Here is a 13,566-nt window from a genome sequence, read left to right on the forward strand (position 1 = left end):
ACCGGGCGATCGAAGGATACGAGCGGCTCACTGACGCCACCACAGCCGGCACGACAAAGGAGGGTCCTACTTTCCGGCGGAAATGATCTGCTGGACCGAGTCACGGCGGACTGCGTCGAACAGCTCCTTGGCCTTGGCGTTGTCCGGGAACACCACGCTCTCGCTGCCGACCCGGCCGGTGCCCTTCACCGGGCAGGTGTAGAACCCGAGGTTGCCGCTGCGCAGATGGCGCATCTCCATCGCCAGGTCCACCAGCGACATCGACTTGTCGACCGCCACCGAGTTGGCCGTGGCCTTCACGAACGAGTTCAGCTTGGTGGGGCTGCTCAGCGTCCCACCCGAGGCCGCCTTGTCCAGGATCGCCTTGATCACCTGCTGCTGGTGCTTGATCCGGGTGAAGTCGCCGTTGGCGAACGCATAACGCTCCCGGGCGTAGTCCAGCGCGGTGGCCCCGTCCATTGTCTGCCGACCCGCGACGAACTCGCGCTTGCCGCCGGGGTTGAGCGAGTGGGTCGAGGTGAAGCCCTGCTCCACGTCGATCTCGATCCCGCCCAGGGCGTCGACGATCTCCTTGAAACCGGCGAAGTCGACCATCGCCACGTGGTCGATGCGGACCCCGGTGAACTTCTCCAACGTCTGCACCATGAGCGGCACACCGCCCCACGCGTAGGCTGCGTTGATCTTGGCGTCCCGGCCGCCCCGACCCTGATCCGAGCGCGGGACGTGCGTCCAGGTGTCCCGCGGGATCGAGATGAGCTGGGCGCTCGACCGGTCCTTCGGCAGGTGGGCCAGGATGATGGTGTCGCTCCGGGAACCGCCGGTGTTCTCCGGGTCGCGCGAGTCGCTGCCCAGGATCATGATGTTCATCGCGCCCTTGGCGACCACCTGCGGCCGGGACTCCTCGGGCACCCCGGTGAACGCGTCGACCCGGTCGATGGAGGAGTTGACCGAGCGGTAGTACAACCCACCCGCGAGGACACCACCGCCGGCCAGCAGCGCCAGCACCAGCAGCACGATCAGGGCGATACGCCGGCCGCGACGCGGAGCCGGAGCGGACGGCTGGCCCGCAGCGTCGACATCCTCCTCTTCGGACGCGAAGAAGCGCGGTTCGGAGACGGCGAACTGCTGACGATCTGACATGGCCGCGATGCTACTGATTTACGTTTGCCTCCGGGGACCCTCGTCCGTACGGTCAGCCCCGGCCACCCGGTCGGTGAATCAAAAACTTTCTTCGCCACTCTTCACCTTCACCTGGTACAACCTCGGCGTGGACGCAACGACGCTTCGCCGGGCCATCGCCCGCACCCGCCTCGCCCCGGTCGCCGCCTTCCCGAAGCGGCTCGGCCGCGTCGCCCGGCACGACGCCAGGGTCATCCGCACCTCCGCCCGCTGGCTGTTCACCTCCCGTGAGCACCACAACTACACCTACGAGCTGACCAAGCTGAGCCGCCAGCACCTGACCTGGTTCGTCAGCGTCGTCTGCGGCACCCCCGTCAAGCAGGTCCGCGCGTACGTCGAGGAGATCGAGTCCGACGACACGCTGCGCGGCCACATCGAGCGGGCCACCGCCGGCGCCGCCCGCCGCGGCCTGGCCGACAAGCAGGTCCGGTACGCCCGCCGCGTCGGCTGGTACGCCATCGTCCGCGCCACCCGGCCCGGCCACGTCGTCGAGACCGGCGTCGACAAGGGGCTGGGCAGTTGCGTGCTCGCCGCCGCCCTGCTGCGCAACGCCGCCGACGGGCACCCCGGGCGGCTCACCTCGCTGGACATCAACCCCGAGGCCGGCTACCTCGCCCGTACCGCACCCTGGTCCGACGTGGTCGACCTGGTCATCGGCGACTCCATCGCCTCCATCACCGCGCTGGACCGGCCCGTCGATCTGTTCCTGCACGACAGCGACCACAGCCGGGCCCACGAGAAGCGCGAATTCGAGGCGGTCGAGCCGAAGCTCGCCCCCGGGGCGATGCTGCTCACCGACAACGTCACCCACACCGACGTGCTCGCCGCCCACGCCGAACGCACCGGCCGGCGCTTCCTCGCCTACCGGGAGACCCCGCGCGACCACTGGTACCCCGGCGACGGCATCGGCGCGGCCTGGTGAGCGCTCCTGGCGTTGGGGCGGCCGGCTCAGCTTTCGCTTAGCCGGCTTGTCGCCCGGCTTACCGGTCCGGCAACATCGACCGGCGTGACCGACGGCAGCGCTCCCGGCGTCTCCGCCCCCCCCGTTCCATGGCGGGCCGCCGCCGGGCCCCCCGCTCCGCCCGTACCCGCTGGCTGGCCGCCGGTGGCGTCGCGGCGCTCGCCGCCGTGCTGGGGCTCAGCCTCGCCCTGCGCTCCGGCGCCGCACCCGCCTGCGCCGCGCCTCGGGCGCTCGCCGCACCGCCCGTCGGCGGCACCGTCCACAAGGGAAAGGCCACCTGCTACGACTCCAAGGGCGCGGGCGGCAACTGCTCCTACCCGTCCGCGCCGGCCAACCGCCGCTACGTCGCCCTCGGCCCGTCCGAGTACGCGGCCGGCGCCGCCTGCGGTGGCTTCCTCGACGTCACCGGTCCGCGCGGGACCGTCCGGGTACTGGTCATGGACCAGTGCCCGGAGTGCGAACCCGGCCACCTCGACCTGTCCCGGGAGGCGTTCGCCGAGATCGCCGACCCGGTGCAGGGCATCGTCGGGATCAGCTACCGGGCGGTGGTCGACCCGCCGCTGCCCGGCCCGCTGACCTACCGGATCAAGGAGGGCGCCTCGCAGTGGTGGTTCGCCGTGCTCGTCGGCCAGCACGGCAACCCGCTGCGCTCGGTCGAGGTGCGGCCGGGCAGCTCCGGCGCCTGGCGCGGCGCCGCGCGGCAGGACTACAACTACTGGCTGATCGAGTCCGGCGCCGGTCCCGGGCCGTACGCCATCCGGGTCACCGACGGGTACGGCAACCGCGCCACCGCCACCGGCATCCGGATGGCGCCCGGCCAGGTGCAGCGCAGCACGGTCAGGATGTACGGGGGTGCCGCTCCCGCCAGGGCCACCACGCCGGCGCGGTCGCCGTCAGCGCACCCCAGCCGGTCGGCAACCCCGTCGGTGTCGGCGTCGCCCGACCTCGCGGCGGCCGCCTCCCCGCCGGCCGTGCTCGACGCGGCGGTGGCGCCGGTAGGCCCCACCCGTGCGGCCGGTTGCGGCGGCTGACCGTCAGCCCGCCGGCTCGTCCAGGTCCCGCCACATGAGGATCTCGTCGCGGTCGTCGCCGGGGGCCACCCGCAGCGCGCCCGGCAGCCGCCCGATCTCCCGGTAGCCGAGCCGGGCGTAGAACGTCTCCAGGCCGAGCCCGCCCCGCACCGTCACGTGCAGCGCCCGCCAGCCCAGCTCCGGGGCGCGGCGCGCCGCCTCCCGCATCAGGTCGAGGCCGTAGCCCCGGCCCTGGGTGTCCGGGTGGACCATCACCCGCTTGAGGATGCCCCAGTGCGTCTTCAGGTGGAACCGGTTGTCCGCGAAGATCAGCACCGCGACGAGGCGGTCGTCCTCGTACCCGACGAGCAGCCGGTCCGGCCCGTCGGTGACGTCGGCGAGGGTCCGCTCGGCGACCGGACGGACCTCGGCGGCGCTGACCGGGGCGACGAAGCCGACCGCGCCGCCGGCGTTGGTGACGTCGACCCAGAGGTCGACGATCCGCTCGCGCAGGTCGGGGGTGAGATCGGGGTCGAGGACGAAGCGCAGACTCACGCCGGCAATCCTGACGAACAGGCGCGGCGTGAGCCCGCGATGGTGACGCGCCTGACAGTGGTGCCTGGTGCGGGAGAGGGGATTCGAACCCCCACGTCCTTTCGGACACGGGCTCCTAAGGCCCGCGCGTCTGCCGTTCCGCCACTCCCGCCGACCCGCTGAGTCTAGAGCGTCGCGCCGAAACGGTGTGCAGGCCCGCTCGCCGGAGGATGTTCGACACCGTGCCATAGCTGACCACGCATTCACCGCCGGACGACTCCCGGATGACCTCGGCCAGCTTTCGCGGGCCGAGGGCGGGGTTCGCCAGGGCGTACCGCACGACCGTCTCGTGGTGAGTGGACCCTGGTGCTGGTCCGGAAGCCTGTCGGGGTGCGGGCGTGACCGTGCCGGTGGCGGCGAGTCGTCGGCGAAGACGCGGGAGGTGGTTGCGGTGACAGCCGATGCTTCTCGCCGCGTCGACCGGGCGGAGGACGCCGGCTTCCACCTGTCTGATCAGATCCGCCACGGCGTCGGGCGCGACTGGCGCCGGCAGCCGGGGTGGCGTTGACGGAACGTCAGTGGGCGGCGGTGCGGGGGCACGATTGCGGCCGGCGTAGGTGGCTGTCTGACTGTGGCAGTTCGGGCAGAGCAGTCGCAGGTTCGGCGGGCGGTTGTCGAGGAAGTCACCGCCGATGTGGTCGACGTGCAGGATCAGCGGGCGACCCCGCCACGTCGGCCCGATCGCGCACTCCTCGCACTCCTCGGGGACGCCGATGTCCCGTAGTGCCCACTTCAACCGGGTGCCAGGTGTGCGGCGGGCACCCTGCGGCAAGCGCACCAGCAGTTGCGAGGAGGTGGTCCGCCGTTCGCCCCGGCGGCCCTTGTTGTGTGCGTTGCCCGTGAAGTGCGAGGTGTCGATGCCGAACCGCTTCAACTGGCGGCTGATGTGCGCGTGCGACCCACCGCTGATGCGGACGCCGAGTAGCCGCATCACCCCGGCGATGGAGTGCGCGGCGGCGGCCGCCTCGGCGAGCGCCTCGGGCGTGTACCGGTATCGGACCACGCACGCACCGTAGCGGCCGGGTGTGACACCTCAGTCGAGGCCGAGGTCCCGCCGCAGCTTCGCCACGTGCCCGGTGGCCTTGACGTTGTAGAGCGCCCGCTCGATCTTCCCGTCCGGGTCGATGACGAACGTGGAGCGGATCACCCCGGTCACGGTCCGGCCGTACATCTGCTTCTCGCCGTACGCGCCGTACGCGGTGAGCACCGCCTTGTCGGCGTCGGTGACCAGCGGGAAGGTGATGGCGTCGCGCTCGCGGAACTTCGCCAGCTTCGCCGGCTTGTCGGGGGAGATGCCGATGACCTCGTAGCCGCTGGCCTGGAGCGAGGCGAGCGAGTCGCGGAAGTCGCAGGCCTGCTTGGTGCAGCCGGGGGTCATCGCGGCCGGGTAGGCGTACAGGATGACCCGGCGGCCGCGCAGGTCGGCCAGGGAGAGCGTCTCGCCGGTGTCGGTCGGCAGGGTGAAGTCGGGGGCGGGGTCGCCGGGGTTGAGGCGGTCGGGCGCGGTCATGGCAGCGACCTTACCGCCGTCCGGGACGGCGTCGGGCGACGCGCGCCGGCCGCGTGGTGATCAAAACCATGGCTTGTTGCCAAGTATTGGCAACAACATGGTCTGCCAAATAGGCTGCGCGGTGTGGACACCCTGGCGATGCACATCTCGAACGGGATCATCAACGGTCCCGTGGCGGGGATCTTCGCGGCCGTCGCGCTCGCCGCGCTGACCTTCTGCGTGCTGCGCAGCCGGCGCGACCTGGACGACCGGCTGGCCCCGATGGCCGGCCTGGTCGCCGCCTTCATCTTCGCCGTGCAGATGCTCAACTTCCCGATCTTCACCGCCGGGGTGAGCGGCCACCTGCTCGGTGGCGCGCTCGCCGCGCTGCTGGTCGGCCCCTGGGTGGGCGCGCTCTGCGTGGCGGTGGTGCTGGTCGTGCAGGCGCTGGTCTTCGGCGACGGCGGCGTCGCGATGCTCGGCCTGAACATCACCAACATGGCGATCCTCGGCACCGCCGCGGCGTACCTGCTGATCGCCGGGCTGCTGCGGGTGCTGCCCCGCACGCCGGCCGGGCTCGGGGTGACCGCGTTCGTCTCCGCGCTGCTCAGCGTGGTGGTGGCGGCCCAGGGCTTCGTCTTCCAGTACTGGCTGGGCGGCACCACCGACCTGGGCGGCAACATCACCGGCTTGGCCGGCACGATGGCCGGGGTCCACCTGCTGATCGGCATCGGCGAGGGGCTGATCACCGCGACCACCGTGGTCACCGTCGCCAAGGTCCGGCCCGATCTGGTGTACGCGCTGCGCGCCCTGAAGCCAGCGACGCCGGCGCCCGTCCCGGCCGTCGGAGGTGTCCGGTGAGGAAGCGTTCCTGGGGTTTCGTGGCGGCTGGCCTACTGGTGGCGCTGCTGCTCGCCGGCGTGGTCAGCAACTACGCCTCGTCGCACCCGGACGGGCTGGACTCGTCCCTGCTCAAGGGCTGCACCGTCGACGCCGACGGCGAGATCACCGGTGGCTCCTGCCCGGCCCAGCAGGCGAAGGACCACGAGTTGGCCGACAGCCCGCTGGCCGACTACGGCATCCGGGGAGTAAACAACGGCTTCCTCTCCACCGGCCTGTCCGGGGTGCTCGGCGTGCTGTTGACCTTCGCCGTCGGCGGTGGCGTCTTCTGGCTGCTGCGCCGGCGCGGCCCGGCCCGCCCCGACGACGCCGGCGGCACCCCGCGCGAGGACCGGCAGCCGGCCGGCGCCGCCGGCTGATGGGCGCGGGACACGCGCACGTGCTCTACCGGGACGCTGCCTCACCGGTGCACCGGCTGGCCCCCGAGGTCAAGATCGCGGCGATGGTGCTCTTCACGCTCGCCGTGGTGGCCACCCCGCGCGAGGCGTTCTGGGCCTTCGGCGGGTACGCCCTGCTGGTCACCGGGGTCGCCGTGCTGGCCCGGGTCGGGCTGCGCTGGCTGCTGCTGCGCGCCACGATCGAGCTGCCGTTCGTGCTGTTCGCCTTCGCGCTGCCGTTCCTCGGCGCGGGGGAGCGGGTGCAGCTCGTCGGGCTCAGCCTCTCCGTCGACGGCCTCTACGGCGGCTGGAACATCCTCGCCAAGGGCACCCTGGGCGTACTCGCGTCGCTCCTGCTGGCCGGGACCACGACGACCCGTGACCTGATCCTCGGCCTGGACCGGCTGCGCTGCCCGCAGATCCTCACCCAGATCGCCACGTTCATGTTGCGCTACCTGGACGTGCTGGTCGGCGAGGCCCGCCGGATGCGAGTAGCCCGGGTGTCCCGGGGTGACGACCCGCGCTTCCTGTGGCAGCTGCGCGGCTTCGCCGCCGGCGTGGGGGCGCTGTTCCTGCGCGCGTTCGAGCGCGGCGAGCGGGTCTACCTGGCGATGGTGTCGCGGGGCTACTCCGGGCGGATGCCGGCGGTCTGGCAGGGCGCGGGCGCGGCGAGCGCCGGGCAGTGGCTGGCTGCGGCGACCGTGCCGCTGGCGGCCGTCTTCATCGCCGCCACCGCCGTCGTCCTGACATGATCGGGTACGTGCAGACCGCTGTCTCCCTGGACGTCCGCGGCGTCCGGTACGCGTACCCGGACGGTCATCTCGCCCTGAACGGGGTGGACCTGACGGTGCCGCGCGGCGAGCGGGTGGCGCTGCTCGGCCCGAACGGCGCCGGCAAGACCACCCTGGTGCTGCACCTCAACGGCATCCTCACCCCGACCGAGGGGACGGTCAGCGTCGGCGGGCTCACCGTCAGCCGGGACCGGGCCGAGCTGGCCGAGGTCCGGCGCCGGGTGGGCATCGTCTTCCAGGACCCGGACGACCAGCTCTTCCTGCCCACGGTGGCCGAGGACGTGGCGTTCGGCCCGGCGAACCTGGGGCTGCGCGGGGCGGAGCTGACCGAGCGGGTCGACGAGGCCCTGGCGGCGGTGAAGATGAGCGAGCACCGCGACCGGGCCCCGCACCACCTCTCCTTCGGCCAGCGGCGTCGGGTGGCGGTGGCCACCGTGCTCGCCATGCGCCCGGAGATCCTGGTGCTCGACGAGCCCTCGTCCAACCTCGACCCGGCCGCCCGGCGGGAACTGGCGGAGATCCTGCGCGGCCTGCCGGTGACTCTGCTGATGGTGACCCACGACCTGCCGTACGCGGCGGAACTCTGCGAGCGCGCGGTCATCCTGGACGCCGGCCGCATCGTCGCCGACGCCCCCACCCCGGAGATCCTCGGCGACGCCGACCTCCTGGCCCGGCACCGCCTCGAACTGCCCTACGGCTTCACCCCGCACTCCCTGCCCCGCCCCTGACGCCCCGCTCCGATCCGACCGGCAGCGGCCGCGGGTGACGGGGGGCGGTTCAGGCGGACACTTCGGTGTGGGTCGTCGCCGCCGGGGCGGTGCGGGAGGCGGCGTGCAGGCGGAGGATTCCCGCGCCGACCGCGCCGGCCCCGCCGACCAGGACCGCCAGGAGCAGCAGCCGGGCGTACTGGCCCGGCCAGGGGACGGGGGCGACCGCGCGGGAGAGGACGCCAAGGTTGGCGACGCCGGCGAAGAGCGCCAGGCAGGAGCCGGAGAGCGCCAGCGCGAAGTCGGCCGCGGCCGGCCGGCGGGCCAGCGCGTAGCCGCCCGCGGCGATCGCCCCGAGCCCGGTGAGCAGTGGCCAGATCTGCCCGCTGAGCAGCCCGCCCAGCACCCCGCCGACGCTCTCCGCGCCGGCGTCCAGCTCCCGCCCGACCACCAGGACCACCGCCGCCGCGCCGCCGAGCGCCAGCAGCGCCCCGACCGCGCGCAGCGCGCGGTCCCCGGCGACCGAGCCGGCCGGCAGCAGCCCCGCCGCCGCGACGGCCAGGAAGCCGAGCGTGGCGGCCACCCACCAGGGGTACGGGTCCGGCGGCGGCACCCAGTCCAGGGTGCCCCGGATCTCCACCTGCTCCGCGCCGTCGCGGACCGGCACGGCCCAGTCGCGTACCCGGTGCGTCCGGTTCGGGTCGGCGACGGCCTGGGTCGGCGGCCCGGACTCCCGCCACTGGGTCCGCTGGTCGTGCCAGCGCACCCGCGGCTCGGCGGCGATCCGCCGCCACTGCGGCGGCGCGGCCGGGTCCGCCTCGGGCGGCAGCGTGGTGTCGCCGGCCAGCGTCCGGTTCAGGAACGTCGTCGGGGAGCGGCTGTTCTCGTACGCACCTGCCGGCCCCACCCGCAGGTACGGCTCACCCGAGTAGCCGATCACCTCGACGTCCCGGCCGGTGCGGTTGACCAGCTCCAGCCGGGCGCCCGCCTCGACGGCCCGTACCGTCAGCCCGGGACGGGCCGGGGTGAGGCCGGTCGCCTCGATGCGGTAGTCGGTGCCGTCGGGGGCGTCCGCGCCGTGCGCGGCGGCCGGCGTGGCGAGGGCGAGCAGGGTGAGCAGCGCGGCCGTGGCGACCAGGCCGGCCCGGCGGAGCAGGGCGAGAATCACTTGCCGGCTGCCTCCACGGCCGCGGTGATCCCGGCCGGGGTGCGGTCGGCGACCTCCCTGCCGTTGACCTTGATGGTCGGCGTGCCGGTGACGCCGGACCTGCTGGCATCCTCGGTCACCTTCTCGGTCCACGGCTTGTACGTCCCGTCCTTCACGCAGGAGCCGAACTCGTCCCGGTTCAGGCCGACGCCCGCGCCGATGTCGATCAGCTCGTCGTTGCTGAGCCCGGCGCTGCCCTCGGGTGGCTGCCGCGCGAAGAGCGCGTCGGTGAACTCCTTGAACTTGCCGCCCTGCGCGGCGCAGCCGGAGGCGGCCGACGAGCGGGTGGAGTATTCCGTGGTGGAGAAGCGGTTCAGGTAGGCCACCGGGTGGAAGACCACCCGGGCCTTGCCGTCCTTCACCAGCTGGTCGATGGTGGCGCCGCTGACCTGCTGGAACTGTTTGCAGGCCGGGCAGAGGTAGTCCTCGTAGAGGTCGATGGTGACCGGGCCGCCGCCGATCACGATGCCGGTGCCGGCGTCGTTGGCGCCGCGCGGCGCGGTGAACTCGTCGGCGCGCTGGCTGGACCAGACGCTCCAGCCGATCAGGCCGGCGATCACCAGCACGACGACCGCGGCGACGGACGCCCAGAGCGTGCGCCTGCGCCGGGCCTCCCGGGCCAGTTGCTCGCGGACCACCCGGGCGGCGTCCCGCTGCCCCTTGCGACTACTCATCGTCGTCCTCCACGGCGGATTCGCCCGTCAGCCAGCCGTCCACCGAGACGGGGGTGCGGGGCCAGATCAGCAGGAACCCGGCCAGCGCCAGGAATCCCAGGTCCCGGAGGATCTCCGGGAGGTAGCTCGGGGCCTGCCCGGCGGCGAGCTGGCCGCCGCTGCCGAAGCAGCCGCAGTCGATGGCCAGCCCGCGGCTCCAGGCGGAGACGATGCCGGTGACGAAGACCACCAGCAGCGCGGCGGAGACGCCGCCGGCGAGCCGGGTGGCCAGGCCGACCAGCAGGATCGCGCCGAGCGCCAGCTCCACGAAGGGCAGCGCCGCGCCGACCACCATGGCCACGTCGTACGGCAGCAGCTGGTAGGCGTTGACCGCGCGCCCGGAGGCGGCGAGGTCACCGACCTTGGCGGCGCCGGCGACGAGCCAGACGGTGGCCAGGCCGAGCCGGGCGGCCAGCCCGATCCAGGGGCGGACGGCGGGCCAGCGGGCGGCCCGGATGCGGGGTGCGGTCACGATCATTGGTCGTCGCGTCCGGCCGATTGGTTCCACCGTTCAGCCGGCCAGCGCATCGCCGACCGCGTCGACCAGGTCGTGCCGGGCGCGGGCCACCCGGGAGCGGATGGTGCCGACGGGCACCCCGGCCACGGCGGCGGCCTCGGCGTACGAGAGGCCGAGCAGCTGGGTCAGCACGAACGCCTCGCGGCGCTCGGCCGGCAGCCGGCGGACCAGGTCGGCGGCGCCGAGGTGCCCGGCCGGGTCCGGGTGCGGGCGGCCGGTGTGGGCGTCGGCGGCGAGCCACTCGTCGAGCCGGCGCCGCCGCACCACGGTGCGCAGGTGGTCGGCGCAGACCCGCCGGGCGATGCCGAGCAGCCAGGTACGCGCGCTGGCGCGCCCCTCGAAGCCGGCCAGCGCCCGGAACGCCCGCAGGTAGGTCTCCTGGGTGAGGTCGTCGGCGGTGTCCGGGTCGACCAGGGCGGCGGTGAACCGCCACACCTCGGCCTGGGTGGCCCGGACGAAGGCGGCCTGGGCGGGGGGATCACCGTCGCGGGCACGCAACGCCCAGTGCGTCGCCGGGTCGCGCGCAGCGCCGGGTGCCGCGTCGGGGCGGCCGGCGGTGGTGTCGCGCGGGGCGGGGATCACGTCACCCGAGGTTACGCGGCGTATCCGGGGCGAGCAGGGTCGTTCGGCCCTTTCTATGGCCCGGCCCACGTCGGGAACTTTCCCGCACTGCCACCCGACTACCTGCTCATGAAGTGCGACGACGTACGCGTGGCGCTGTCGGCGCGGCTGGACGGCGAGGACCCGCAGGCACCGGCCGCGGCGCTGGACGCGCACACCGCTTCCTGCCCCGAGTGCCGGTCCTGGCTGGCCCGCGCCGAGCAGGTGACCCGGCTCACCCGGGTCCGCTCCGTGCAGGTGCCGGACCTGACGGCCCGGGTGCTGGCGGCGGTCGCCGCCGACCCGGTGCTGGCCGCGCGTTCGCCGGCGGCGGTCCGGGCCGCTCGTCGTCAGGTGCTGCGGGTCGCGGTGGCGGTGGCCGCGGTGGCCCAGCTCGCCATCGCGCTGCCGATCCTGCTGGCCGGGCTCGGCGTGGCCGCCGATCCGCACACCAGCCGGGAGATGGCCTCCTTCGACGTGGCCCTCGCGGTGGGTTTCGCGCTGGCCGCGTGGCGACCGGAGCGGGCCCGGGCGTTCCTGCCGGTGGCGCTGGTGCTGGCGCTCTGCCTGGCCGGCACCAGCGTGGTCGACATCGCCAACTCCACCACCGCCCTGGTGCACGAGGTCGGCCACCTGGCCGCCGTGGTGCAGGCCGGCCTGCTCTGGGCGCTCGGCCGGGTCAGCGGCGAGGCCGACCGGCCCTGGTCGCGCGCGGTCGTGGCGGGGCGCGGGTGAGGCCGAGCGTCCCGGGGCTGCCCGCCGCCGCCCGGCCGGGGTCGGACCGGTCCGGTGCCGGTACGGGGTCGGGTCGGCGCGGGGGCGTCGCGTCGGCGAGCATGGCCGGCATGAACGTCGTCGATCGTCGTTGGCTCGCGCGGCTGGGTACCGCCGCCGGCCTGCTGGTCACCCTCGTCGCGCTGCTGCTCGCCCCGGCCGCCCCGGCCAGCGCCCACGCCGTGCTGGCCAGCAGCAGCCCGGTCGCCTCGGCCGTGGTGCCGAGCGCCCCGGCCGAGGTGGTGCTGACCTTCAGTGAGTCGGTGCGCAAGGTCACCGGCAAGATCCGGGTGATCGCCCCGGACGGCTCCCGGGCCGACCGGGGCGAGCCCACCTTCGAGGGTGCGCTGGTGACCGTGCCGGTGGACCCGTCCGGGCCGCGCGGCACCTACCTGGTCAGCTACCGGGTGATCTCCGCCGACAGTCACCCGGTCTCCGGCGCCTTCACCTACTCGGTCGGGGCGCCCTCGACCCCCCCCACCGATTCGGGGGCGGAGAGCCGGGCGAACCCGGTGGTGGAGAACGCGGTCAAGGTGGCGAAGTACCTGGGCTACGTGGGTCTGCTGCTGGTGGTGGGTCCGGCGCTGGTGCTCGCCGCTCTCTGGCCGCACCGGCTGTCCCGCCGGGGCCCGGCCCGGCTCGCCTGGGCGGGAGTCGGGCTGCTCGCGCTGGCCACCCTGGCCGAGCTGTGGCTGCAGGTGCCGTACACCGCCGGGGGTGGGCTGACCGACGTCACCGGGGCCGGCTTCAGCGAGATGCTCGGCAGCACGTACGGCACCGCGCACCTGGTGCGCCTGGGTCTGCTCGCGGCGGCGGTGTTCCTGCTGCGCCCGCTGACCCGGGGCCCGGTGGGTCGTAGTGACGCGCTCATCCTGGCCGTGTTGGGCGGGGCGGGGCTGTTCACCTGGCCGCTGGCCGGGCACCCGGCGGCCTCCCCGGCGCCGGCCGTGTCGGTGGCCGTCGACGCGGTGCACCTGGGCAGCATGGCGGTCTGGCTGGGCGGGCTGGTGATGCTGGCGGTCTTCCTGCTGCGCCGCGCCGACGAGCGGGAGCTGGGGGCGATCCTGCCGATCTGGTCCCGCTGGGCGGCACTGGCGGTGGCGGCGCTGCTGCTCGCCGGGATCGTGCAGGGGCTGATCGAGGTGGGCGGCGTGCGGCCCCTCGTCGACACCACGTACGGCCGGCTGCTGCTGGCCAAGGTGGGGCTGTTCGTGCTGGTGCTGGCGGTGGCCGCGTACTCCCGGTGGCTGGTGCGGCGGCGGACCGCCGCGCAGCGCCCGGTGCCGGTGCGGCGGGCCATCTGGGCCGAGCTGGCGATCACCGCGGTGGTGCTCGGGGTGACGGCCACCCTGGTGCAGACCACCCCGGCCCGGGTGGCCGGCGATGACGTGGCCGGCGCCCCCGCCGGCTACTTCTCCACCACGCTGACCAGCCCGATCTACTCGCTGCAGGTGGAGCTGGATCCGGCCGAGCGGGGCAACAACTCGCTGCACCTGTACGCGTACACCAGGGACAACCGGCCGCAGCCGGTGGCCGAGTGGAAGGTGACCGCCGCGCTGCCGTCGGCGGGTATCGAGCCGATCGACATCCCGCTGCTGCCGCTGACCGACAACCACGTGACCGGGGAGATCAACTTCCCGAGCGCCGGCGAGTGGCAACTGCGCGTCACCGTCCGCACGTCCGACATCGACCAGGCCACGGTGACCGCCACCGTGCCGATCAGGTAACCAGGAAGGCTCTCCCACAG

General features: G+C 73.9%; 16 protein-coding genes and 1 tRNA gene. 8 read left to right on the plus strand and 9 right to left on the minus strand.

Features of this window, described 5'->3' with window-relative positions; genetic code table 11:
* Window positions 1-66: 66 nt before the first annotated feature.
* Window positions 67-1,140: an LCP family protein gene (locus tag KBX37_RS06355; RefSeq protein ID WP_210774984.1), complete on the minus strand. Its 1,074-nt coding sequence runs from the start codon at window positions 1,138-1,140 to the stop codon at window positions 67-69.
* 127 nt (window positions 1,141-1,267) lie between these two features.
* Between KBX37_RS06355 and KBX37_RS06360 the strand changes: the two genes are divergently transcribed.
* Both KBX37_RS06360 and KBX37_RS06365 read left to right on the plus strand, forming a co-directional pair.
* A complete protein-coding gene (locus tag KBX37_RS06360; RefSeq protein WP_210774985.1) occupies window positions 1,268-2,101 on the plus strand; it encodes a class I SAM-dependent methyltransferase in 834 nt (277 codons plus the stop codon).
* A 128-nt stretch (window positions 2,102-2,229) separates the two neighbouring features.
* On the plus strand, window positions 2,230-3,171 hold the full coding sequence (locus KBX37_RS06365; RefSeq protein WP_210774986.1) for an expansin EXLX1 family cellulose-binding protein: 942 nt from the start codon (window positions 2,230-2,232) through the stop codon (window positions 3,169-3,171).
* Between the two features lie 3 nt (window positions 3,172-3,174).
* On the opposite strand, the gene KBX37_RS06370 is transcribed toward KBX37_RS06365, so the two are convergent.
* From KBX37_RS06370 to bcp, 4 genes are all read right to left on the minus strand, one after another.
* Window positions 3,175-3,705: a GNAT family N-acetyltransferase gene (locus tag KBX37_RS06370; RefSeq protein WP_210774987.1), complete on the minus strand. Its 531-nt coding sequence runs from the start codon at window positions 3,703-3,705 to the stop codon at window positions 3,175-3,177.
* A 65-nt stretch (window positions 3,706-3,770) separates the two neighbouring features.
* Window positions 3,771-3,856 (minus strand) — tRNA-Leu (locus KBX37_RS06375).
* Window positions 3,821-4,747, minus strand: coding sequence for a hypothetical protein (locus tag KBX37_RS06380; protein ID WP_210774988.1), 927 nt, complete (start codon window positions 4,745-4,747; stop codon window positions 3,821-3,823). Before KBX37_RS06380 ends, KBX37_RS06375 begins: the two co-directional genes overlap by 36 nt.
* A gap of 30 nt (window positions 4,748-4,777) precedes the next feature.
* Window positions 4,778-5,254, minus strand: coding sequence for a thioredoxin-dependent thiol peroxidase (gene bcp / locus KBX37_RS06385; protein ID WP_210774989.1), 477 nt, complete (start codon window positions 5,252-5,254; stop codon window positions 4,778-4,780).
* 123 nt (window positions 5,255-5,377) lie between these two features.
* Between bcp and KBX37_RS06390 the strand changes: the two genes are divergently transcribed.
* From KBX37_RS06390 to KBX37_RS06405, 4 genes are read left to right on the plus strand one after another with little or no spacing between them, the layout of a single operon-like run.
* Window positions 5,378-6,094 (plus strand): energy-coupling factor ABC transporter permease, encoded by a 717-nt coding sequence (locus KBX37_RS06390; protein WP_210774990.1) that lies wholly within the window; start codon window positions 5,378-5,380, stop codon window positions 6,092-6,094.
* A complete protein-coding gene (locus KBX37_RS06395; protein WP_210774991.1) occupies window positions 6,091-6,492 on the plus strand; it encodes a PDGLE domain-containing protein in 402 nt (133 codons plus the stop codon). Before KBX37_RS06390 ends, KBX37_RS06395 begins: the two co-directional genes overlap by 4 nt.
* A complete protein-coding gene (gene cbiQ / locus KBX37_RS06400; RefSeq protein ID WP_210774992.1) occupies window positions 6,492-7,262 on the plus strand; it encodes a cobalt ECF transporter T component CbiQ in 771 nt (256 codons plus the stop codon). Before KBX37_RS06395 ends, cbiQ begins: the two co-directional genes overlap by 1 nt.
* Window positions 7,259-8,029, plus strand: a complete 771-nt coding sequence (locus KBX37_RS06405) for an energy-coupling factor ABC transporter ATP-binding protein (protein WP_210774993.1) — start codon at window positions 7,259-7,261, stop codon at window positions 8,027-8,029. Before cbiQ ends, KBX37_RS06405 begins: the two co-directional genes overlap by 4 nt.
* 49 nt (window positions 8,030-8,078) lie before the next feature.
* Here the strand turns inward: KBX37_RS06405 and KBX37_RS06410 are convergent, their stop codons facing one another.
* From KBX37_RS06410 to KBX37_RS06425, 4 genes are read right to left on the minus strand one after another with little or no spacing between them, the layout of a single operon-like run.
* The gene (locus KBX37_RS06410) at window positions 8,079-9,176 is read right to left on the minus strand and encodes a hypothetical protein (protein WP_307848978.1); all 1,098 of its coding nucleotides are present in this window, start codon (window positions 9,174-9,176) and stop codon (window positions 8,079-8,081) included.
* Window positions 9,173-9,889, minus strand: a complete 717-nt coding sequence (locus tag KBX37_RS06415; RefSeq protein ID WP_210774994.1) for a thioredoxin domain-containing protein — start codon at window positions 9,887-9,889, stop codon at window positions 9,173-9,175. Before KBX37_RS06415 ends, KBX37_RS06410 begins: the two co-directional genes overlap by 4 nt.
* Entirely contained in the window at window positions 9,882-10,406 is a 525-nt protein-coding gene (locus KBX37_RS06420; RefSeq protein ID WP_210774995.1) for a MauE/DoxX family redox-associated membrane protein, read from the minus strand. Before KBX37_RS06420 ends, KBX37_RS06415 begins: the two co-directional genes overlap by 8 nt.
* A gap of 33 nt (window positions 10,407-10,439) precedes the next feature.
* Window positions 10,440-11,027 (minus strand): sigma-70 family RNA polymerase sigma factor, encoded by a 588-nt coding sequence (locus KBX37_RS06425; protein WP_210774996.1) that lies wholly within the window; start codon window positions 11,025-11,027, stop codon window positions 10,440-10,442.
* 108 nt (window positions 11,028-11,135) lie between these two features.
* Between KBX37_RS06425 and KBX37_RS06430 the strand changes: the two genes are divergently transcribed.
* Window positions 11,136-11,780, plus strand: a complete 645-nt coding sequence (locus tag KBX37_RS06430; RefSeq protein WP_210774997.1) for a zf-HC2 domain-containing protein — start codon at window positions 11,136-11,138, stop codon at window positions 11,778-11,780.
* 101 nt (window positions 11,781-11,881) lie between these two features.
* On the plus strand, window positions 11,882-13,546 hold the full coding sequence (locus KBX37_RS06435; protein ID WP_210774998.1) for a copper resistance CopC/CopD family protein: 1,665 nt from the start codon (window positions 11,882-11,884) through the stop codon (window positions 13,544-13,546).
* The last annotated feature ends 20 nt before the right edge of the window (window positions 13,547-13,566 follow it).

The organism is Micromonospora sp. U56 (assembly GCF_018070095.1).
Taxonomy (GTDB): Bacteria; Actinomycetota; Actinomycetes; order Mycobacteriales; family Micromonosporaceae; genus Micromonospora; species Micromonospora purpureochromogenes.